Here is a 20,966-nt window from a genome sequence, read left to right as displayed (position 1 = left end):
GCCCTTCGACAGGCTCAGGACTAGGGCTTTTTAGCGACCGCCCGACGCGACCAGATCGACGTCGGTCATGCCGCCGTCGCGGCGCGCCATGATGACATAGGCGAGGTCGCCCTTGGTGCCGCCCAGCATATGCTCATTGCCGTTGACGCGATGGTCGCTGGTGTAACCGGCGCGCACCGCCATCGTGTGATAATAATCGAACACGCCCTGGATCGACGCTGCGGTCTGGAAATTGACGACGCGGATGTTGCACTTGCCGCCCGCGATGCCAGCGGCTTCGCGCAGCGTCGCGCGCGGGTAGACTTTGAACGCGGCGGGCAGGCGATCGGCCCAGGCATTGCCATATGTCAGCTTGGCGTCGCAGCCGCCCTTTGACTGATCGCGGGCGAGCGCGCCGATGGTCACCGGGCGGTCCTTCGCTTCGCAGCCGTCGCAGCCGGCTTCGAGCGGCAAGGCTTTCGGGGCTGTCAGCAACTTGCCGGCCTTGAGCGCCGCGGCGGCTTCGGCGACGGTCGCGGCCTTGCCGCCCGCAACGCCGGGAACGCCGCCATCGACGGGCCGGTTACCCGGACCGACGGCATTCTGGTTCGCCTGACCCGCGAGCTTGGGATCGACCATGATCTTGTCTTCGAGCGCGCCCTTCACCGCCGGGTCGGCGTTGGTCAGCCCGTCGTCGAGCGGGGCGAGTTCGGACTTGGCTTCGGGGTTGTCCCGGCAACCGGCAAGCGGTGCCGCCGCCATCAGCAGGCCGGTGACCAGCCATTTTCCGCGCAAGATCATCGCTAACACTCCCTTAATCTTTGACCCGGATTGCCCGATCCTGGTTAAAAAGGCGCAAAGAAAATGCGTTAACGGGTAACGCTTTGTTAGCCGAAAACTGTCTCGGACAGGGACGCTTTCGGGTCGCAGCGGATGAGCCGCGAGGTTGCGACGGCCGCCTGACGGTGGATGACCGCCTGTCGATAGACCGGATCGGTGACCATTTCCATGAAGGCGGCGCTGGTCGGATATTCGGCGATGAACATCGCGTCCCAATGTTCGGCATCGGGACCGATCACCATCGCCTGCATCGTCCCGCGCCACACGATCCGGCCACCGACGCGCTGGAATATCAGTCCGCTGTCGGCGCCATAATGGGCATAGGCGTCGGCGCCGCTCAGCCCTTTGTCGGCCAGCCCATGGTCGGCGGGGTAGGTCGCGGTGGCCTTGAAGCGAACGAGGTTGAGCATGTGGATCACGCGATCGCGCGGCAGCGCCTTGAACGCATCGAACTGCGCGCGTTCGGGGTCGATGTGCTGGTCGGTCATGGCAGGAACTCCTTGCGCTTGATCCGCCAGGCATCGGCGCTTTGCGTCCAGGCGTCCACCGGTGCATCCTCGAACGGCGCGGGCAGTCGGGTCGGGCCGCTGTTGGTCGCGCCGAGCCGTGCAGCGAGCGCCTGCGACCGCGTGTTGGTGGGGTCGATGCTGTGCATCAGTTCGGGCCATTTCAGAAATTCGACGGCAAAATCGCACGCGGCGACCGATCCTTCGAATGCGTAGCCTTTGCCGGCAAATTTAGCGCGCACGCCATAGCCGATCTCGGGCGCGGGCCAGCCGTCGGGCTCCCATGGCCCCAGCCGTCCGACCCATTCGCCGCTGGCGCGTTCGATCACCGAAAACATCGAGAAACCGCGAATATGCCATGCGCCGGCGAGCGTGCACCATTGGCGCCAGGCCGCGGCGCGGGGGCAGGTGCCACCAATGAATTTCATGGTTTCGGGCTCGGCGCACATTTCGGCGAACGCGTCGAAATCCTCGGCGGCGGGCGGTCGCAGGATGAGGCGCTCGGTAACGAGCAGCGGGCCGTTGAGCATGGTCGATCCTCTCCCGTTGATCAGGGAGAGTGCTTGTGGGCCAAGTCGCTCGGCGGGACAAGCGCCGGATGAAGGCCAGACACGATGTTGAGGGCGCCGACGACCAGGTCGACGCCCTCTCCATCACGTGTGCGGGCGGAGGGGTCTCGGACCCACACCCGTAACGGGGTCTCTATCGCTTAGCGGCAGCGATATTTGTCGCGGTCGATCTCGCGGCCGATCAGCGCGCCGCCCGCGGCGCCAATCACCGTACCGAGCAGCTTGTCGCCGCGACCGGCGATTTCATTACCGGCGAGGCCGCCGACGGCGCCACCGATCAACAGGCCCGTGGTGCCATTGTCGCGCTTGCAGCGATAACGACCATCGTCACCGCGCCAGACGCGGGTGTTCGCATGGACGCGCTGGTCATGGTAATGACGCTTTTTGCGCTTGTGAAAGCTGCTCGACTGATCGAGTTCATGAAAGCCTGGCGCCTTGGCGGGGGCCGTCATCCCGGCATAGGCCGGAGCGGTCAGGGCAACGCTGGCAGCGGCGATGGCGCCCATCAGGCCTTTGTTGAAGTTACGCATCTTATAATCCTTTCCTGGCGTCGCGCCTTGTGCCGCTGGACGGCTTTGGGCGCTTCGAGGAGAAAACGACCCACGCCCCAATCGCGTTGCATGAACGCGGGGCAACAAGATGAAGCGAGCGTTATCATCGACGAACCGAAAGGGACTTGCTGGTTGCGCGGCGGCATGCGACAGTCCCGAAATGCTCAATATTGCCTCGCTCGTCATCGGCGCCATCGCTCTGGTTCTGGCTGTTTTCGCCTTCATTCCGCTGTTGGGGTGGGCAAATTGGGTCATCGTTCCTTTTGCGGTTGTCGGGCTCGCGCTCGGCGCCATGTCTAGCAGCACCAGCGGTCGCAATCTGAACATTGTCGTGATCGTCATCGGCGTAGTCCGCCTGATGCTGGGCGGCGGCATCATCTGAATTTCGGCCGAAAGGCAGGTTTTTTGTCCATGGTTCAGCCGACCGTCCCCGCGGCGCGCGAGCAGCGCGGTCTGCCCTATGCGCTGGGCGCCTATGCGATCTGGGGCTTTGTTCCGCTGTTCTTCAAGCTGCTGGAGGCGGTGCCGCCGGTCGAGGTGCTGGCGCAGCGGATCATCTGGTCATTGCCGCTGTGTTTCGTGATCATGGCGTTGCGCCGCCAGATCGGCGAATATCTGGCGGCGCTGAAAGATTGGCGCGTGCTGCGCCTGCTGCTCGCGAGTTCGCTGCTGATCGCGCTCAACTGGCTCGTTTACATCCATGCAGTGTTTACCGATCATGTGCTCGCGGCCAGCCTTGGCTATTATCTCAACCCGCTGGTCAATGTGCTGCTCGGCATGATCTTCCTGGGAGAGCGATTGTCGCGGCTACAGGCGGTTGCGGTGGCGATCGCGGCGATTGGCGTTGCGATCCTGCTGGCCGGGGCACTCGACACCCTGTGGATCAGCCTGACGCTGGCGCTGAGTTTCGGAACCTATGGGCTGATCCGCAAGGTAGTGCCGGTGGGTTCGCTCCCGGGGCTGGCGATCGAGACGACCTTGTTGCTACCCGTGTCGCTGGCGGCGGCGGCTTATTACCTCTGGATCGGCGACGGGCTTGGCTTTGGGGCGAGCGCCCAGATCAGCTGGCTGCTCGCGGCGGCGGGCGTGGTCACCGCGATACCCCTGCTGTTGTTCGCGACCGCGGCGCGTCGGATGAGTTATGCGGCGCTCGGCTTTGTCCAATATCTGGCGCCGAGCATCGCGTTTCTGCTTGGGCTGTTCGTGTTCGATGAACCGCTGAAGCCCGCGCAGCTGTTTTGCTTTTTGCTGATCTGGCTCAGTATCGCTGTGTTCAGTTTCGACATGTGGCGCAAGATGCGCGCGGAGCGGGTGGTCGCAGCCTGATTGCCGTCGCCCCAGCGTCTCACCCGCATGGAATGGCACGACCTCGCCGATCCGGTCGGGGACGACGACCTCGGCGCGTTCCAAGGTCACCGTGCCCTCATTGAGCGGCAGGCCGTAAAAGCGTGGTCCATGTTCGCTGGCAAACCCCTCGAACCTGTCGAGCGCGCCATCCTCGTCGAAGGCCGCGATATAGCTTTCGAGCGCATAGGGCGCATTGAAGATCCCCGCGCAGCCGCACGACGCTTCCTTGGTATCCACCGCGTGCGGCGCGCTGTCGGTGCCGAGGAAGAATTTGGGCGAGCCCGAGGTCGCGGCGGCGCGCACCGCGAGGCGGTGGTGCTCGCGCTTGGCGACGGGCAGGCAATAGGCGTGCGGGCGAATGCCGCCGACCAGCATGGCGTTGCGATTGATGTGGAGGTGCTGCGGGGTGATCGTCGCGGCGACGTTGGCGGGGGCGCCCGCGACGAACTGCGCCGCCTCTGCGGTGGTGATATGTTCAAAGACGATCTTGAGCTCGGGGAGGGCGCGGACGAGCGGTTCCAGCGTGCGCTCGATGAACACCGCCTCGCGGTCGAAGATATCGACGTCATGGTCGGTGACCTCGCCGTGGATCAGCAGCGGCATGCCGATGCCTTGCATCCGCTCGAGCACGCCCATGATGTTGGCGACGTCGGTCACGCCATGCGCGCTGCCGGTGGTGGCATGCGCGGGGTAGAGTTTGGCGGCGGTAAACACGCCCTCAGCATGGCCGCGCGCGATTTCGTCGGCGTCGGTAGCGTCGGTCAGATAGGCGACGATCAGCGGGGTGAAGTCGAGGTCGGCGGGGACCGCGGCGTTGATCCGGTCGCGATAGGCGCGGCCTTCCTCGGCGGTGGTCACCGGCGGCGACAGATTGGGCATGACGATCGCGCGGGCGAACTGGCGCGCGGTGTAGCGCGCGACATGGGTCAGCATCGCGCCGTCGCGCAGGTGAACGTGCCAGTCGTCGGGGCGGCGGATCGTCAGGCGGTCGGTCATACGGCTCTCGCGGGTAAAATGGGCGCTTGGTTTTGGCTGCCGCGTCCCTAGATTATCGCCATGGCCAATACCACCCTCATCAACCGTGCCCTGATCCGTCTGTCGGGGGACGATGTCCGCGGCTTTCTGCAGGGTTTGGTCACCAACGACACGTCGGGCGATTTGCCGGTCTGGGCGGCGCTGCTGTCGGGGCAGGGCAAGGCGCTGTTCGATTTCCTGATCTGGGGCGATGGTAACGACATATTGATCGATTGCGAGCGCGATGCCGCGGGCGATCTGGCGAAGCGGCTGACGCTCTATCGCCTGCGCCGTGCGATCACGATCGAGCTCGAACCCGACCTCTGCGTCCATTGGTCGGTCGAGGGTGACGCCGGCGTCGTCGATCCACGGCTGCCCGAGCTGGGCCGGCGCTGGCTGGCGCCCGCCGATGGTGATGCGGGCGCGGACGAGGCATGGCGCGCGCACCGGCTGGCGCTGGGCGTCACCGAAGGGCGCGCCGAGCTGGGCGACGGGACGACGCTATGGCTCGAATGCAATGCAGCCGAACTGAACGGGGTCAGTTTCTCCAAGGGCTGCTACGTCGGACAGGAAAATACCGCGCGGATGAACTGGCGCCAAAAGATCAACCGGCGGTTGGTGGTGGTGCCGATCGCCGAAGCCGATGAAAAACGTCAAGTGATCGCCTATCCCGATCTCGGCTGGTCGGTCGAGCATCGCCGGGTCGAGAGCATCGACCCCGCCTTAGCCCCGCCCTGGATGCGCGGTGCACTGGTGCCGACCGGAGCCTGACAGGCGCCGCGATGTCTGCTATGATCCAGCCATGCGCGCTTTCCTGATCTCGTCGGCGCTGGTCGCCGCATTCGCTACGCCCGCCCTCGCGACGGAGGCGGGTGCGCCCGCTTCGTTGCTCGCGGTTGAGACTGAAGCGGCCGCACCGCGGGCGCAGCTGGCTCCGCTTGCTGCCGATTCGGCGTGGACGCCGCGCTTTGCCGCGGCCGCGGACGAGTTGGCGACGGCGCTGCGGTCGCGCGACGAGGCGCGCTGGGCGCCGCTGCTCGGCGGGCAATGGCTCGCGGCGGCCGACCGCGCGCAGATCGCGGAACTGCTCCGCGACGGCAACAGCCCCTTTCGGCACGCCTTGTTTTCCAAGGGGTTTACGCACCGCGCGATCCTTGGCTGGAGCGCGCCGGCGTCGCTGAACGCCGACGAACGCGCCGCGATCGAAGCCGGGACCGAGGCGGAGGCGCTGGTGTGCTGGTCGGCGGGTGGCGCTGGCGATCAATGGCCGGTGACCGCCGCCGATGCCGACAATCGGGCGGATCGGCCCTATGCTTGCGCGCGGATCGCGTATAGCATTCGCGGCGAAAAGCCGACGTGGCGCGCCTTCATCGAACAGCCGCTCGCTTAACCATTCTCCAACCCAAATTTGCGACAAGCCGCGCCATGTTCGGGCGCTTCCTTGGTTTGACCGCGGTCATCGCAGCGGTTTCGATCGGCATCGCCGGGGTCGCCATCCGCGCGCCCGGCAGCGATGCCCGCGCGTCAGCCGATGCCGATGCCGATGACAACAGCAACTGGACGACTCAGCGCAGCCGCAGCGGCGGCTGGGATTCGTCGACCAGCAAGCCGCGTTCGTCGGGGGGCGAAGTGCGGCTCGGCCGATCGGGCGATTCGCATTTTTATGCCGACACCAATATCGACGGCACCAATATCCGGATGATGGTCGACAGCGGCGCTTCGATCATCGCGCTCACCCGCCGCGATGCCGAAGCAATCGGGATCGATGTCGATCGGCTGCCGATCGGCGGCATGGCGCGCACCGCGGGCGGCGAGGTTCCGATGCGCACCGTGATGCTCGACAGCGTCGAGGTCGACGGGCTGGAAGTACGGCAGGTGCAGGCAGCGGTGATCGACACCGACATGGGCGTGTCGCTGCTCGGCCAGAGCTATCTGTCGCAGCTCGATGCGGTGAATGTCGAAGGCGACACGATGACGCTGCGCTGAGGCGCCGCGCTACTTTGCCTTCTTGTCGATCAATACCGCCTGTTGCCAGCGGCTTGGCGCCTTGTCGGTGCGGTGGATGCACCCGGCCCAGCAGCATGGCCGCTTCTTGCCCTCGTGCAACTCCTCGATCGTCCGCTCGATCCGGCGTGTCCGCGTCTTGGCCTGTTTGGCGTCGTCGACCCAACAGATAAACTCGTTGCGGCCGAGCGGGGTTAGGCTTTGCCACAGCGCCAGCGCCGCGACATCGGAGGTCAGGGCCGCCTGCATATCGCTGCCCGCGACATGCACGGTGCCGTGAAGAAAGGCGTCGGTCATGGCCCGGAGGAATAGGGGGGCCGGCTCGGCGGGTCAAATCGGCGATGGCTTGCCATTTGCACCGCTTTTCCCCACATCACCGGCATGAACGCTCCCCAACCTCCGATGCGCGCGGCGATCGTGCCGGTCACCGCTTTCCAGCAGAACTGCACCCTGCTCTGGTGCACCGAAACCAACAAGGCGGCCTTTGTCGATCCGGGCGGCGACCTGCCCAAGCTGAAGGATGCGGTGCGGCAGACGGGGGTCGAGGTCGAGAAGATCCTCGTGACCCACGGCCATATGGATCATTGCGGCCAGGCGGGGATGCTGGCGAAGGAACTGGGCGTGCCGATCGAGGGGCCGCACGAGGATGACCGCTTCTGGATCGCGCAATTCGCCGAGGATGGCGCGCGGTTCGGGATGGTCGGGGAAACCTTCGAACCCGATCGCTGGCTGGTCGATGGCGACACGGTGACGGTTGGCAATCTGACGATCGACGTCATTCATTGCCCCGGTCATACGCCGGGCCATGTCGTGTTTCATCATGCGCCGTCGAAACTGGCGATTGTCGGCGACGTGATTTTCCAGGGGTCGATCGGGCGCACCGACTTTCCGCGCGGCAATCACCAGCAATTGCTCGATTCGATCACGCAAAAGCTGTGGCCGCTGGGCGGCGACACGACCTTCCTGCCGGGACATGGCGCGCACAGCAATTTCGCACATGAGCGGCGTACCAACCCGTTTGTTGGCGATATGGTGTTGGGAACGACTGGCTAAACATTCTCGTCATTGCGAGCGCAGCGAAGCAATCCAGGGCGTGACAAGCCGCTCTGGATTGCTTCGCTGCGCTCGCAATGACGGTGCGTTTACTTCGGCGCCACCACCATCGTTTCCTCAATCTCGGTCGTCGTGATGCTGGTCGGTGTCATATATACGATCCACAGCGCGCCGAGCGCCAGGCCGAGCTGGGTCAGCATGGTGATGATGGTGCCGACCATGCGGCCCCACATCATGCCGTCCATGCCGATCGCGTGCAGGATACGCCCGACGAGGTACAGCGCGCCGACGGCCCACAGCCACATCGACGAGCCGAGGCCGAGTTCGACGAGCGCCAGCAGGATCAGCACAAAGGCGGTGTTCTCGACAAAATTGCTGTGCGCGCGCATGCGGCGGGTCACCATTTCGCTGCCGCCGTCGCCGATGAAGACCTTCTCCTTGGTCCGTACGCGGCCGACGCGGATCGACAGCCACAGGTTGAGCAGCGCCGCTCCCGCGGCAATCGTCAGGCTGATTGGCAAGATTATCATATGCGTCCCCCCATTCGTCCGCAGCTGTTGTCGCCGGACGCTGACCGCGTGTGTGGCATCGCACCAGCGGATCGGCAAGAGCGACACATTCGCCCGTCGATTGTCATGCGCAGGGGTTGCCTTTGCGGGCAAAAACGCTATAGCCCCGCCCGATCCGGCACCCGACACCTTCTGGCGTTGAGGCACCCTTCGGCGGACGATTTCCCTGTCGCTATCGGACTGGGACAAAGTATCGCACGGCGGGCGGGCCAGTCATTTCCGGCAACGGCGATGACAAATCCGGGTAGCCGATTCGTGACACACTATTGAGAATGCAGGAAATATCATGGCCGTTCCCAAGCGAAAAACCTCGCCCTCGAAGCGCGGCATGCGTCGCAGCCACGACAGCCTGAAGGTCGAAGCCTTTCAGGAATGCCCGAACTGCGGCGAGCTGAAGCGCCCGCACAACCTGTGCAATGCCTGTGGCCACTACAACGGCCGCGAAGTGGTGTCGGTCGGCGCCTGACCCCTAGCCGGAGCGCGAATACATGGCACTGACACCGCGAATCGCGATTGATGCGATGGGCGGTGACGTCGGCGTGCGCATGATGCTCGCCGGCGCTGCGATGGCGCGCCACAAGCACGACGGCCTGCGCTTCATCCTCGTCGGCGACGAGGTGCAGATCAAGGCGGCGCTCGACAACCACCCGAATCTGCGCGCGGCGTCGGACATCATCCACACCGATGGCATGGTGACGGGCGAGGACAAGCCGAGCCAGGCGATCCGCAAGGCGAAAAGCACCTCGATGGGGCTCGCGATCGACGCGGTGAAGCGCGGCGATGCCGGCGGCGCCGTGTCGGCGGGCAACACCGGCGCGCTGATGGCGATGGCCAAGCTCGCGCTGCGCACGATGCCGGGGATCGACCGGCCCGCGCTCGCGGCGCTGCTGCCGACGCTCGGCGCCAACGACGTCGTGATGCTCGACCTTGGCGCCAATACCGAATGCGACGCCACCAACCTCACGCAATTTGCGGTGATGGGCGCGGCCTATGCGCGCACGGCGATGGGGCTGGAACGCCCGCGCGTCGCGCTGCTCAACATTGGCACCGAAGAACTGAAGGGCACCGACGAGATCCGCGATGCCGCGGCGTTGCTGCGCGCCGCCAAAGGGCTGCCGATGGAGTTTACGGGCTTTATCGAGGGCGACAAATTGTCGCGCGGCGACGTCGACGTGATCGTTCATGACGGTTTTTCGGGCAATATCGCGCTGAAGACGATCGAGGGGACGGCGCGCTTCGTCACCGATCTGCTCCGCCGCGCCTTCACCAGCTCGACGCGCTCGAAGATCGGCTTCCTGATCTCGCGCCCGGCGACCGAGCTGCTGCGTCACCATCTCGACCCCAACAACCATAATGGCGCGGTGTTCCTGGGCCTAAACGGCGTCGTGCTCAAAAGCCATGGCAGCGCGGACGCGAAAGGGGTCGCAAATTGCGTTCACCTGTGCGCCGAACTGATCGAAAAGGACATTACGCGGCAGGTGACCGAGGATCTGGCGAATTTCCGCAGCGGCGACGCGGCGTGACCGTGCGTGCGATCCTGGCCGGAACCGGTTCGGCGTTGCCGCGCACCCGGGTGTCGAACGCCGAACTCGCGGCGCGCGTCGACACCAGCGACGAATGGATCGTCGAGCGCACCGGCATCCGTTTCCGCCACATCGCCGAACCCGACGAGACGACCGCGACGCTGGGCGCCGACGCCGCCAGACAGGCGCTGGCCGCCGCCGGGCTCGAGCCATCGGACATCGGGCTGATCATCGTCGCCACCGCGACCCCCGACAACACCTTCCCGGCCAGCGCGACCAAGGTCCAGGCGCTGCTCGGTGCGCCCGATTGCATCGCTTTCGACGTGGCCGCGGTCTGTTCGGGTTTTCTCTATGCGGTATCGGTCGCCGACTCGATGCTGCGCACCGGCGCGGCAAAGCACGCGTTGGTGATCGGCAGCGAAACCTTCAGCCGCATCCTCGACTGGGAAGACCGCACGACCTGCGTGCTGTTCGGCGACGGGGCGGGCGCAGTGGTGCTGTCGGCAGAGGATGTCGAGGATGGCCGCGGCATTCTCGCGACGCGACTCCACGCCGAGGGCAAATATTGCGACATGCTCTATGTTGACGGCGGGCCGTCGACCACCGGCACGGTCGGCCATGTCCGCATGCAGGGCCGCGAAGTGTTCCGCCATGCGGTGACCAACCTGGCGTCGGTGCTGGGCGAAGTGATGACCGATGTCGGCCTGTCGTCCGACCAGATCGACTGGATCGTGCCGCATCAGGCGAACAAGCGGATCATCGATGCGACCGCCAAAAAGCTCGGCCTGCCCGCCGAACGCGTCGTGCTGACGGTCGACCAGCATGCCAACACCTCGGCCGCGTCGGTGCCGCTGGCGCTCGACCTCGCGGTACGCGACGGACGGATCAAGCGCGGCGACCTGGTCGTGCTCGAAGCGATGGGCGGCGGCTTTACCTGGGGCGCGGCGGTCCTGCGCGTCTGACCTGCGGCTTCACCGCATTAACTCCTCGTCCCATCCGTTTCAGTTTGGCGGATTAATTCGCTTTTGTTACATAGGGGCACGGGACTCGTGACGGTGGGGGCTGTCCGGGACCGGTTCGAACATTTTCGCTTCACGAGGGGGAAGGGACCGTCATGACCGCAGGGACGCTTACGCGAGCCGATATTGCGACGCGGATCAACCAGCAGATCGGGTTGTCGCGCAATGAATCGGCGACGATCGTCGAGTCGATTCTGGACCATATGTCCAACGCGCTGGCGGACGGGCAGAATGTCAAAATCTCCGGCTTTGGCACCTTTGTCCTGCGCGACAAGGCACAGCGTATCGGTCGCAATCCCAAGACCGGCATCGAAGTGCCGATCCTGCCGCGCCGCGTGATGACCTTTCGCGCCAGCCAGACGATGCGAGCGCGCGTTGCCGGTAAATAATCCAGGCCTCGGCCATGGTGGGGTTTGACGTGCCGGACGACAACGGCAAGGCGCCCGCTGCCATGCTCGCGATCGGCGAGCTGGCCGACCGCATCGGGGTGCCGACGCACGTCCTGCGCTACTGGGAAACGCGCTTTCCGCAACTGAAGCCGCTCCAGCGCTCGGGCCGCCGCCGCTATTACCGCGCCGAGGATGTGGCGCTGGCGGAACGCATCCATCATCTGCTGCATGTGCAGGGGTTTACGGTCGAGGGCGCGCGTAAGGCGTTGTCGGAGGGGGGGGCGAAGGCTGCTCCGGCACCAGCCGTTGAGGTCCGCGCCGAGCGCGCGACCGAGAATGACACGATGCGGCAGGCGCAGGGTGTACCGGTGGCGGCGCTCGTCGCGCTGCGCCAGCGATTGGCGGCAGCGCTGGATTGACGCGACCAGCGTCGGGTATCAGCAAGTTCGAGAACGCCTGTTTAGAGGTGGATTTAAGCCATTCCCTTCCCTTCCAGGGAGGGGTTAGGGGTGGGTGCGAGCGAAGCGAGCCGAGGCAGAATGCCGCCTTCGGCGGCTACCCACCCCCAGCCCCTCCCTAAAAGGGAGGGGAGAAGACATGTCCGCTTCCGGTCGATTCCCGCCATTCCGCGACCGAAGCTGCGGCCTAATCGTGATCCATCGCCGGCGCTAGCGTCGGGTCGAGGTCGCGGGGGCGGATGAAGGCGGTGAAGCGCGCCATGCCGGTGTCGAGATCGTGCCAGTCGGCGATGTCGAGTTCGAGCCGCGCGAGCGCCGACGTCGGCAGCTTTTCCTCAACCTCGCCGCGCAACTCGTCGCCGCTCGTTTCGGGGACGAGCATCAGGATCAGATCCTCCAGCCCCGGATTATGCCCCGAAATCAGCAGATGCTGCGCATCGCGCCCAGTGTCGCGGATGACATCGATCAGCGTCGCGGCGGAGGCGAGATAGATGCGGCGGTCCCAATGCGGCTCGATCATGTCCAAATCGGCGGCAGGCTGAAAGATGTCGAGCGTCTCGGTCACGCGCACCGCGGGCGAGGCAATGATCCGGTCGACGGGCAGCTTCTGACGCTTCAGCCATTGCCCGACGATTTCGGCGCCGCGCGCCCCGCGTTTGTTGATCGGGCGGTCAAAATCGCGCTCGACCTGAACGTCCCAACCCGATTTGGCGTGGCGCAGGATCGTCAAACTCTTCAAAATCTTCCCCCGCGCGTTCGCGCTTATGCCGTCGTTCGAGCCGCCTTGTGCCGCAAACTTATGACGGTGAAAAGGCTGGAAAGGCGGTTTTTCGCCTTTCGACGTTCGCCGCCGCGACATGATTGACCGCTTCGTCGAGCGGCAGGCGGCGGATCGGGGTGCCTTCGGGAAAGGCGCTGAGCAGCCTTGACGGGAAGCTGGGCGAGAGCATGACGAACTGGCCGAAATCGTCGGCGCGGCGGATTAGCCGCCCGAACGCCTGCCCGATGCGGCCGCGAATGACCATGTCGTCATAGGCGCTGCCGCCCTGCGCGGCACGCCGCGCGGCGTGCAGGATCGTCGGGCGCGGCCATGGCACCCCCTCCATGATCACCTGCCGCAACGATTCGCCGGGAACATCGACGCCATCGCGCAGCGCGTCGGTGCCGAGCAGCGAGGCGTGCGGGTCGGCGCGGAAGATGTCGACGAGCGTGCCGGTGTCGAGCGGGTCGACATGCTGCGCGTAAAGCGGCAGCCCGGCGCGCGCGAGGCGGTCGGCGATGCGGGCATGGACGATGCGCAGCCGCCGGATCGCGCTGAACAGCCCCAGCGCGCCGCCGCCCGACGCTTCGATCAAACGGCTGTAAGCCCCGGCGAGCGCCGGCAGGTCGCCGCGCGCGAGGTCGGTGACGATGATGACCTCCGACTGGCGGGCATAATCGAACGGGCTGGGGACGGCGAAATGGCGGACGCAGCCGTCCATGTGGCGCGCGCCGGTGCGAATGTCGGCCTCGGTCCAGCCCTGCGCGCCATGGCCGCTACGGAGCGTCGCCGAGGTGACCAGCACGCCTTGCGCAGGTCGATAAACCACATCGGCGATCGGGCGCGCGGGGTCGAGCCAGTGGCGGTGTAGCCCGGTGTCGAACTCGCGCCCGTCGTAGCGGTCGATTGCCAGCCAGTCGACGAAATCGGGGTCGGCGGGGCCGCCGACGCGGCCGAGCAGCGACAGCCAGCCGCCGAGCGTGTCAATGCGCGTGCCAAGGCTGTGGCGCGCGCCGTCAACCCTTGCCCGGGCTTGCCCGTCGAGCCAGTCGGGCGGGTCTTCGATCAAGGCTTCGAGGCGCTTGCCGAGCGCCAGCAGCGGGCGGAGCAAAGCCTCGACCGCGTCGCTCGCCGCCGCTGCGGCGGCGACCAGCGCCGCGTCGGGGTCGGCCAGCTCGGTTTCGAGGCCGTAGCCCGCGTCGGCGGTGCGCGTATCGACCGCGCGCGCATAGACCTGTCCGCGCACCGCCGCAAGCAGCCGTTCGATCGCGCCCCACGGGTCATTCTCGGACAGGCGGCCGAGCCAGCCATCGCCGGGAAGCTCGGCGGCGGCGGCGATCGCGGCCTGAATCGCGCGGTCGCCCGCCTCGTCATAGCTCGCGACATCGGCGAGCCGCGCCGCGAGCCCGCGGCGGCGCCCGCGCGACTTGCCCTCTGGCCCCAGCACCCAGCGGCGGATTTCGACCGCTTCCTGCCCGGTCAGCGCGGCGGCGAACATGCTGTCGGCGGCGTCCCACAGATGATGGCCCTCGTCGAAGATCAGCCGCGTCGCCGCGGCGCCGGCATCGCGCGGGCGCGCCGCCTGCACCATGGTCAGCGCATGGTTGGCGATGACGATGTCGGCTTGGGTCGCGGCGCGCGCCGATCGTTCGATGAAGCATTTGCGGAAATGCGGGCACCCCGCATAGATGCACTCGCCGCGCCGGTCGGTCAGCGCGGTCGTCCCGTTGCGGCGGAACAGCGCGGGAAGCCAGCCCGGCAAATCGCCGCCGATCATGTCGCCGTCGCGTGTATAGGCGGCCCAGCGCGCGACGAGCTGCGCGAGGATCGCGGCGCGGCCCGAAAAGCCGCCCTGCAGCGCGTCTTCCAGATTGAGCAGGCAGAGGTAATTTTCACGACCCTTGCGCACCACGACCTTTTCGCGGTGCGTCGCGGCGTCGGGGTAGAGTTTTTCGGTCTCGCGCGACAATTGGCGTTGCAGCGCCTTGGTAAAGGTCGAGATGCAGACGCTGCCCGCCGACTGGTCGATCCATTGCTTGGCAGGCGCGAGATAGCCCAATGTCTTGCCGATCCCCGTGCCCGCCTCGGCAACGAGCATCTGCGGCGCATCCTTGCGCTCGCGCGGGGCAAAGATCGCGGCGGTCGCGCGTGCATAATCCTGTTGCCCCGCGCGGCGTTCGGCGCCGTCGCCGGTCAGCCGGTCGAGCCGCGCGGTGACGTCTCCTTCGTCGATCGTCACCTGCCGCGGCGCGGGGCGGGGTGTCTGTTCTTCCCATTCGGGCAGACGCGCGAACAGCCAGCGTTCATTGGCGTCTGGCGCCGTCAGGCGCGGCTGGACGAGCGGCGCCCACGGCCAGCGCTGGCGCGCCAGCGCCTGCATGCCGTGCCAGGCGCCTTCGCGCTCGGGCCAGGCAGGGGCCTCGATCCCCGCAAGCATGGCTGCGGTTGCCCGTGGCAGAAAGGCGGCGATGTCTTCCTCGGTCTTTGGCGGGGCAAGGTCGATCGCCGCCGCAATCCCCGCCGGGGTCGGCACCGCAAAGCGCGCGGGATAAAGGAAAGCGAAAAGTTCGAGCAGGTCGAGCCCCGACAGCTCGGGATAGCCCAGCCGGTCGCCGGTCAGCGCTGCATTGAGCAGCAGGTGCGGGGTCGCGGCCACCGCCGCAATCGCCTCACCGCGCCCGACCCGCTGCACGCGTCCCTGCGTATCGGCGATCCAGATGCCGACGTGACTCGCATGGATCGCAGGGAGGGAGAGAGGATCGGGCGCCACCGCACCAGCCTAGGGACAAAAGGCGAACGCGGCAAGGCGTGCCGTGGCTTTGGAGCCATCCTTCGTCCGTTTGTCCTGAGCTTGTCGAAGGACCGTTCTGATCTTTACCCGGGCCGAAATTTTGCTCCAATATAGCGGCGGGATGCCATGGTTGCTTGGGCAGAAGAAAGAACAACCCTTCGACAAGCTCAGGGCGAACGGAGAAGGTTAAGCCTAAAAGGATGTTGGGATGAGCGAAGAAGGCGCGATCGGTGCGGTAGTCGACGAGATGTATGCGATGATCTCGGGGCCGAAGGGGCCGCGCGACTGGTCGCGGCAGGCGAATTGTTTTCATCCCGACGCGCGGCAGATCCGGACGTGGGTCGATGCCGATGGACGCGCGACCTTTCGCAGCATGGGGCTGGCCGATTATGCGCGCGACACGACGCCCTTTTTTGCCGCCAATGATTTTTTCGAGGTCGAGATTGGGCGGCGGATCGATGTGATGGGCAATATCGCCCATGTCTGGAGCGCCTATGAGGCGCGCACCGCGCTCGATGATGCGGCGCCCGAGCGGCGCGGGATCAATTCGATCCAGCTGTTCAAGGATCCCGATCTTGGCTGGCGGATCATGGCGATGATCTGGGACAATGAGCGCGAGGGCGTGGCGATCGCGCCCTTTTGACGCCTCTTCCGGCGATCAGTTGAGGCCGCGGCGTCCGAACGTGACCGGCCGACTGCTCTGAAATATCTGCGCGGGTTCGATCAGCATGGCATTTCGTGCTCGATTCAACGCGTTATAGAGCGGACCGTGGGTCAGCTCGTACGGGAAGCGCACCCCCATGCGATCGACTTCGGACCACATGACGACCGCGTATGTGACCTGGCCGCCATAATGGATTTCGCAGCGCGAGCGGGCGGGCATGCTGGCACCGTCGATCCGCGCGCCACCTTCGGACAGATCGGTGATCTGCCCTTCGACGAAGTTGAGGACGCCGTTGACGGTGACGTCGAGCGCGACCGGCGTGCGGGTCTGGCGGCGGGGCTGCGGAATGCGGGGCGTGTCCATGGCATGATGCTAAGCCAAAGATGGTAAACAATCCGGTAACGATAGTCCGGCAAGGCTGACCCGCGACGACGATGCCCCGGTACATGGCCGCGGCTGGCGCGGCGCGCCGAAACGGGCAGAAGGGCGCCGCCCCCTCCCCAAGGTCAGGATTCGCTGATGAAAGCCGTTGTCTGCCCCCGTTATGGTGGTCCCGAGGTGCTTGAGTTTAGCGACGTGCCGACGCCCGAACCCGGGGCGGGCGAGGTGCGCGTCAAAGTGATGGCGACGTCGGTGACGTCGGGCGACAGCCGCCTGCGCGCCGCGCGGTTTCCCACGGGTATGGCCATGCTTGCGCGCCCATTCCTGGGCTTTCGCGGGCCGCGCCAGCCGATTTTGGGGACCGAGATCGCCGGGATCGTCGATGCCGTCGGCGCTGGTGTCACCCGCTACCGCGCTGGCGACACGGTGATGGCCTTTCCGGGCGGCAAGATGGGATGCCATGCCGAATATCGCTGTGTCCCGGAAAACGGGCCGATCGCGCGCAAACGCGCCGGTTTGAGCTTTGCCGACGCGGCGACCCTGTGTTTTGGCGGCTGCACGGCGCTCCATTTCCTGGATGTCGCTGGTGTTTTGCCCGGCGACCGCATCCTGGTCATCGGTGCATCGGGCGCGGTGGGGTCGGCGCTGGTTCAGCTCGCGCGGCACCGCGGTGCGCATGTCACCGGCGTCTGTAGCGCGCGCAACGCCGATCTGGTTCGCGATCTCGGCGCGGCGGCGGTAATCGATTATGAATCGACCGATTTTCGCGGCGATATAGAGGCTTATGACGTCATTTTCGAAACGGTTGGCAGCATCGTGACGCGCGAAGCGCTGCCCTTGCTGCGCCCCGGCGGCCGTTTCGTCGCGATCGCCGCGGGGTTGCCCGACATGCTGGCGACGATCGGGGGACCGGGGCGCAAAGGGCGGCGGGTCATCGCCGGGCCCGCAACCGAAAAGCCCGAATATGTTCAGCAATTGGCCGACCTCGCCGCATCCGGGGTGCTGCGTCCGCTGATCGACAAAAGCTATGCCTTCGATGAGATTGCGGCGGCGCATGCCTATGTCGACACCGGGCGCAAGCGCGGGTCGGTGGCGGTGCTGCTCGATCCGGCGGCGCGCGACTAGCCCGGTCCGGTGCATCGCGCTTGCAAAAACGCGCAAAAAGGGGAAAGGGCGGAGCCCCCGCCACACAAGTACCGGAATATAGTCGTGACCGATTTTCGTGCTGCCGCCCTCGCGTCCAAGGCCTGGCCTTTTGAGGAAGCGCGCAAGCTGGTCAAACGCTACCCCGACGGCAAGCCGGGCGGTGCGCCGATATTGTTCGAAACGGGCTACGGTCCATCGGGCCTGCCGCACATCGGCACCTTCAACGAGGTGCTGCGCACGACGATGGTGCGCCGCGCCTATGAGGAAATGACCGGGGCGCCGACGCGGCTCGTCGCGTTCAGCGACGATATGGACGGGCTGCGCAAGGTTCCCGACAATGTCCCGAACGGCGACATGCTGCGCGAATATCTGGGCAAACCGCTCACCGCCATTCCCGACCCGTTCGGCAAGTATGAGAGTTTCGCGCATCATAACAATGCGATGCTGCGCGAGTTTCTCGACCGATTTGGCTTTGAATATGAGTTTGTGAGCTCGACAGAGCGCTACACGTCGGGCGCGTTCGACGACGCGCTCAAGAATGTCCTCCGCCACAATCAGGACATTCTAGACATCATGCTGCCGACGCTGCGCGCCGAGCGCGCCGCGACCTACTCGCCGATTCTGCCGGTCAGCCCCAAGTCGGGCATCGTGCTGCAGGTGCCGGTGACCGTCGTCGATGCCGACGCGGGTCTGGTGTCGTTCGAGGATGAGGGCGAGACGATCACGCACAGCATCCTCGGTGGTGGCGCCAAGCTGCAGTGGAAGGTCGACTGGGCGATGCGCTGGGTCGCGCTGGGCGTCGATTACGAGATGTACGGCAAGGACCTGACCGACAGCGGCGTCCAGTCGGGCAAGATCGCCAAGGCACTCGGCGGGCGCAAGCCCGAGGGGCTGATCTACGAGATGTTCCTCGACGAAAAGGGTGAGAAGATTTCGAAGTCGAAGGGCAACGGCCTCAGCCTCGAACAATGGCTGGCCTATGGCAGCGAGGAAAGCCTGGCCTTTTTCGCCTATCGCGAGCCCAAGGCGGCAAAGCAGCTGCACATCGGGGTGATCCCGAAGGCGGTCGACGAATATCTGCAGATGCGCGGCAATTACCCGGCGCAGGAAGCCGACAAGAAGCTCGGCAATCCCGTGCATCATGTCCATGTCGCGCGCGGGCAGGATGTGCCGACGACCGAATTGCCGGTAACCTTCGGGCTGCTCCTCAACCTCGTCGGGGTGATGGGTGCCGACGCGTCGAAGGAGCAGATCTGGCGCTATCTTGGCCAATATGTCGACGGCGCGGACGCCGCGACCTGGCCCGAGCTCGACCGGCTGATCGACAATGCGATGGCGTATAACCGCGACTATGTCGCGCCGACGCTGAAGCGCCGCAAGCCGCAAGGCGGCGAGGGCGCGGCGCTGGCCGAACTCGACGCCAAGCTCGCGGCGCTGCCCGCCGACGCAAGTGCTGACGACATCCAGAACATTGTTTACGAGATCGGCAAGAACGAAGCCTATGGCTTTGAAAATCTGCGCGATTGGTTCAAGGCGCTGTACGAAACTTTGCTCGGGTCGAGCGCCGGCCCGCGCATGGGCAGCTTTATCGCGCTGTTCGGGATCGACAACAGTCGGCGGTTGATTTCCGAGGCTTTGGCATGATCGAAATCTTCACCACCGGCGGCACGATCGACAAGGTCTATTTCGACGCGCTGAGCGAGTTTCAGATCGGGCCGACGGCAATTCCCGATTTGCTGCGCGAGAATAATGTCCATGTCCCGCACCGCGTAACGCAGTTGATGCGCAAGGACAGCCTGGAACTTGATGACGCCGATCGGGCCGCGATCCGCGCGGCGGTCGAGAATAGCGAAGCGTCGCACATTCTGGTCACCCATGGCACCGATACCATGGTCGTCACCGGCCGGATGCTGGCGGGCATCGCGGGCAAGACGATCGTGATGACCGGCGCGATGCAGCCGGCGTCGGTGCGCGCCAGCGACGCCGAATTCAACGTCGGCTTTGCCTTGGCCGCGGCGCAGATTTTGCCGCCGGGGGTCTATATCGCGATGAACGGGATGATCTTTGACCCGGCGACAACGGTGAAGGACCGCGCCGGGGCGCGCTTCGTCGCCCAGTAGAGGACAGGCTTTTCGCATTTGGAACCGTAGCCCTGAGCCTGTCGAAGGGCGCCTATCCGATAAGCACGCTTCGACATGCTCAGGGCTACGGTTTGACCCTTTAGTGGCCTATCCCGCCGTAACCTGCCGCAGCACCGCGGCGTAACTGGGTGCGATCGTCATCGCTTCATGGCGCCCGGCGTGCCCCAGCATCGCGTGAACCTGTGCCAAGCGATAGCAGGGCACCCCCATGAACAGATGATGTTCCGCGTGATAATTCACCCAATATGGCGCGACCGTCGCGCGCGCGAGCCAGCCTGCGTGCGTGGTGCGGGCATGGGTGAAGGGATCGTCGCTGCCGGTCGTCGTACAGGCATGTTCGGCGATATTGCGGATGCGCAGGTATAGCTGGAAGGTCGTCGCCAGCCCTGCAAGCCATAGCAGATAGGGTATCCAGCCGTAGAGCGCGAGCGACGCCGCGAGCAGCGCCGCCTGGACGAGCAGGAACCGCCCAACCGCGCGCGCCACCGCCATCGCGCCCGCAACATCGGCGGTCGGTGACGTCACACCGTCATCCGATTGCTTGTTGAACGGTGTCCCGGCGGTGGTGCTGGCGCGGCCCTTTTCGGCGGTTTCGCCGCGCAGCATCGCCTTCAGCCCGACCAAGGCAAAGCCGAATTGTGCGATGCGCTGCTTGAAAAAGGTCTGGCCGGTCAGGTCGCGCAATATCTTGCGGCCCAGGCTGGCGCGGGTGGTGGGGAAGGGTTTCGACAGCGCCAGGTCGGGATCTTCGGCCTGTTGGGTGAATTTGTGGTGCTGAAGATGATAGGTCCGATAGGCGATGAGGTCGGACCCGATCGCGGCGCCGGTCAGCCATTGGCCCAGGAAATTGTTGGTCTTGCGTACCGGGTGCAACAGGCCGTGCGCCGCGTCGTGCATCAATATCGCGAGGCCAAGCTGGCGCCCGCCGACGAAGACGATCGCGGCCAGCCACGCCAGCGGGCTTTGCGACCATGCGGCCAGCCCCACCAGCGCGATGCTGACGATCCACGCATGGGCAACCAGCCAGATTCCGCGCCAGCGCGACGCGGTGGTGATCGCCGCCCATTGGTTGCGGTCGAAAAAACGGTCGGGCGGGAGCAGGCGGACGGCGGGCATGCGGCTCTATAACAAGTTGCGATGCGAAACGGAATAGCATCCATTTTGGCACAGTAACGGGGTTAATGAGCGGCCCGCGGTAAGGAATTGGCAACCCCTATCCGGCCACTGCACCGGACGGACCAGACGAGCAGGAAAAGCGGGAC

General features: G+C 65.6%; 25 protein-coding genes and 1 pseudogene. 15 read left to right on the top strand and 11 right to left on the bottom strand.

All coding sequences use genetic code 11. From position 1 onward, the window contains the following. Positions 1–30 precede the first annotated feature (30 nt). The 4 genes from G9408_RS06630 to G9408_RS06615 form a co-directional block, all read right to left on the bottom strand. Positions 31–780, bottom strand: coding sequence for a hypothetical protein (locus tag G9408_RS06630; RefSeq protein WP_168453189.1), 750 nt, complete (start codon positions 778–780; stop codon positions 31–33). A gap of 86 nt (positions 781–866) precedes the next feature. After that, positions 867–1,307, bottom strand: coding sequence for a DUF1330 domain-containing protein (locus G9408_RS06625; protein ID WP_168453188.1), 441 nt, complete (start codon positions 1,305–1,307; stop codon positions 867–869). Next, a complete protein-coding gene (locus G9408_RS06620) occupies positions 1,304–1,855 on the bottom strand; it encodes a GNAT family N-acetyltransferase (protein ID WP_168453187.1) in 552 nt (183 codons plus the stop codon). The genes G9408_RS06625 and G9408_RS06620 overlap by 4 nt, the downstream gene beginning before the upstream one ends. 179 nt (positions 1,856–2,034) lie before the next feature. Then, positions 2,035–2,424 carry a glycine zipper 2TM domain-containing protein gene (locus tag G9408_RS06615; RefSeq protein WP_120216748.1) on the bottom strand — a complete coding sequence of 130 codons (390 nt, stop codon included), beginning with the start codon at positions 2,422–2,424 and terminating at the stop codon, positions 2,035–2,037. 181 nt (positions 2,425–2,605) lie between these two features. Between G9408_RS06615 and G9408_RS06610 the strand changes: the two genes are divergently transcribed. Together G9408_RS06610 and rarD are read left to right on the top strand one after the other, a co-directional pair. Next, positions 2,606–2,827, top strand: a complete 222-nt coding sequence (locus G9408_RS06610) for a hypothetical protein (protein WP_120216747.1) — start codon at positions 2,606–2,608, stop codon at positions 2,825–2,827. Positions 2,828–2,856: 29 nt separating this feature from the next. After that, on the top strand, positions 2,857–3,771 hold the full coding sequence (gene rarD / locus G9408_RS06605) for an EamA family transporter RarD (protein ID WP_168453186.1): 915 nt from the start codon (positions 2,857–2,859) through the stop codon (positions 3,769–3,771). A gap of 3 nt (positions 3,772–3,774) precedes the next feature. Here the strand turns inward: rarD and pyrC are convergent. Continuing rightward, a pseudogene (gene pyrC, locus G9408_RS06600) lies at positions 3,775–4,788 on the bottom strand (dihydroorotase); the annotation flags it as partial. A gap of 60 nt (positions 4,789–4,848) precedes the next feature. Between pyrC and ygfZ the strand changes: the two are divergent. The 3 genes from ygfZ to G9408_RS06585 are packed head-to-tail and all read left to right on the top strand — an operon-like array spanning position 4,849 to position 6,792. Further along, complete coding sequence (gene ygfZ / locus G9408_RS06595) at positions 4,849–5,577, top strand: CAF17-like 4Fe-4S cluster assembly/insertion protein YgfZ (protein ID WP_168453185.1); 729 nt, start codon at positions 4,849–4,851, stop codon at positions 5,575–5,577. Positions 5,578–5,608: 31 nt separating this feature from the next. Then, positions 5,609–6,196, top strand: coding sequence for a hypothetical protein (locus tag G9408_RS06590; RefSeq protein ID WP_168453184.1), 588 nt, complete (start codon positions 5,609–5,611; stop codon positions 6,194–6,196). Between the two features lie 35 nt (positions 6,197–6,231). Further along, complete coding sequence (locus tag G9408_RS06585; protein WP_168453183.1) at positions 6,232–6,792, top strand: retropepsin-like aspartic protease family protein; 561 nt, start codon at positions 6,232–6,234, stop codon at positions 6,790–6,792. Between the two features lie 9 nt (positions 6,793–6,801). Here the strand turns inward: G9408_RS06585 and G9408_RS06580 are convergent, their stop codons facing one another. Beyond that, on the bottom strand, positions 6,802–7,107 hold the full coding sequence (locus G9408_RS06580) for a YdeI/OmpD-associated family protein (protein ID WP_168453182.1): 306 nt from the start codon (positions 7,105–7,107) through the stop codon (positions 6,802–6,804). Positions 7,108–7,191: 84 nt separating this feature from the next. Here G9408_RS06580 and G9408_RS06575 point away from each other — a divergent pair, with 84 nt between their 5' ends. Then, complete coding sequence (locus G9408_RS06575) at positions 7,192–7,863, top strand: MBL fold metallo-hydrolase (protein ID WP_168453181.1); 672 nt, start codon at positions 7,192–7,194, stop codon at positions 7,861–7,863. Positions 7,864–7,952: 89 nt separating this feature from the next. On the opposite strand, the gene G9408_RS06570 is transcribed toward G9408_RS06575, so the two are convergent. Then, positions 7,953–8,393, bottom strand: coding sequence for an MAPEG family protein (locus G9408_RS06570; RefSeq protein ID WP_168453180.1), 441 nt, complete (start codon positions 8,391–8,393; stop codon positions 7,953–7,955). Between the two features lie 325 nt (positions 8,394–8,718). Between G9408_RS06570 and rpmF the strand changes: the two genes are divergently transcribed. The 5 genes from rpmF (at position 8,719) to G9408_RS06545 (ending at position 11,782) form a co-directional block, all read left to right on the top strand. Further along, positions 8,719–8,898 carry a 50S ribosomal protein L32 gene (rpmF, locus tag G9408_RS06565; RefSeq protein WP_011541714.1) on the top strand — a complete coding sequence of 60 codons (180 nt, stop codon included), beginning with the start codon at positions 8,719–8,721 and terminating at the stop codon, positions 8,896–8,898. Between the two features lie 22 nt (positions 8,899–8,920). After that, positions 8,921–9,955 carry a phosphate acyltransferase PlsX gene (gene plsX, locus G9408_RS06560; protein ID WP_168453179.1) on the top strand — a complete coding sequence of 345 codons (1,035 nt, stop codon included), beginning with the start codon at positions 8,921–8,923 and terminating at the stop codon, positions 9,953–9,955. After that, on the top strand, positions 9,952–10,917 hold the full coding sequence (locus tag G9408_RS06555; protein ID WP_168453178.1) for a beta-ketoacyl-ACP synthase III: 966 nt from the start codon (positions 9,952–9,954) through the stop codon (positions 10,915–10,917). The genes plsX and G9408_RS06555 overlap by 4 nt, the downstream gene beginning before the upstream one ends. A 152-nt stretch (positions 10,918–11,069) precedes the next feature. Then, positions 11,070–11,363 carry an integration host factor subunit alpha gene (locus G9408_RS06550; RefSeq protein WP_120216736.1) on the top strand — a complete coding sequence of 98 codons (294 nt, stop codon included), beginning with the start codon at positions 11,070–11,072 and terminating at the stop codon, positions 11,361–11,363. A 14-nt stretch (positions 11,364–11,377) separates the two neighbouring features. Next, a complete protein-coding gene (locus G9408_RS06545; protein WP_168453177.1) occupies positions 11,378–11,782 on the top strand; it encodes a MerR family transcriptional regulator in 405 nt (134 codons plus the stop codon). 226 nt (positions 11,783–12,008) lie between these two features. On the opposite strand, the gene G9408_RS06540 is transcribed toward G9408_RS06545, so the two are convergent. Both G9408_RS06540 and G9408_RS06535 read right to left on the bottom strand, forming a co-directional pair. Next, positions 12,009–12,560 carry a SixA phosphatase family protein gene (locus tag G9408_RS06540; protein ID WP_168453176.1) on the bottom strand — a complete coding sequence of 184 codons (552 nt, stop codon included), beginning with the start codon at positions 12,558–12,560 and terminating at the stop codon, positions 12,009–12,011. Between the two features lie 58 nt (positions 12,561–12,618). Then, entirely contained in the window at positions 12,619–15,351 is a 2,733-nt protein-coding gene (locus G9408_RS06535) for an ATP-dependent DNA helicase (protein WP_168453175.1), read from the bottom strand. 229 nt (positions 15,352–15,580) lie between these two features. On the opposite strand from G9408_RS06535, the gene G9408_RS06530 reads away from it, so the two are divergent. Beyond that, on the top strand, positions 15,581–16,015 hold the full coding sequence (locus G9408_RS06530) for a DUF4440 domain-containing protein (protein ID WP_168453174.1): 435 nt from the start codon (positions 15,581–15,583) through the stop codon (positions 16,013–16,015). 15 nt (positions 16,016–16,030) lie between these two features. On the opposite strand, the gene G9408_RS06525 is transcribed toward G9408_RS06530, so the two are convergent. Next, positions 16,031–16,399, bottom strand: coding sequence for a PilZ domain-containing protein (locus tag G9408_RS06525; RefSeq protein ID WP_120216731.1), 369 nt, complete (start codon positions 16,397–16,399; stop codon positions 16,031–16,033). Positions 16,400–16,555: 156 nt separating this feature from the next. On the opposite strand from G9408_RS06525, the gene G9408_RS06520 reads away from it, so the two are divergent. The 3 genes from G9408_RS06520 (at position 16,556) to G9408_RS06510 (ending at position 19,683) form a co-directional block, all read left to right on the top strand. After that, positions 16,556–17,542: an NAD(P)-dependent alcohol dehydrogenase gene (locus G9408_RS06520; protein ID WP_168453173.1), complete on the top strand. Its 987-nt coding sequence runs from the start codon at positions 16,556–16,558 to the stop codon at positions 17,540–17,542. A 78-nt stretch (positions 17,543–17,620) separates the two neighbouring features. Beyond that, positions 17,621–19,207 (top strand): lysine--tRNA ligase, encoded by a 1,587-nt coding sequence (locus G9408_RS06515; RefSeq protein WP_168453479.1) that lies wholly within the window; start codon positions 17,621–17,623, stop codon positions 19,205–19,207. Then, entirely contained in the window at positions 19,204–19,683 is a 480-nt protein-coding gene (locus G9408_RS06510; protein ID WP_120216728.1) for an asparaginase domain-containing protein, read from the top strand. The genes G9408_RS06515 and G9408_RS06510 overlap by 4 nt, the downstream gene beginning before the upstream one ends. A gap of 108 nt (positions 19,684–19,791) precedes the next feature. Here the strand turns inward: G9408_RS06510 and G9408_RS06505 are convergent, their stop codons facing one another. Next, entirely contained in the window at positions 19,792–20,820 is a 1,029-nt protein-coding gene (locus G9408_RS06505; RefSeq protein ID WP_168453172.1) for a fatty acid desaturase family protein, read from the bottom strand. Positions 20,821–20,966: the final 146 nt, after the last annotated feature.

The sequence above is a fragment of the Sphingopyxis microcysteis genome (assembly GCF_012274265.1).
Classification (GTDB): domain Bacteria; phylum Pseudomonadota; class Alphaproteobacteria; order Sphingomonadales; family Sphingomonadaceae; genus Sphingopyxis; species Sphingopyxis microcysteis.
This window is presented reverse-complemented; position numbering and strand designations above follow the sequence as displayed.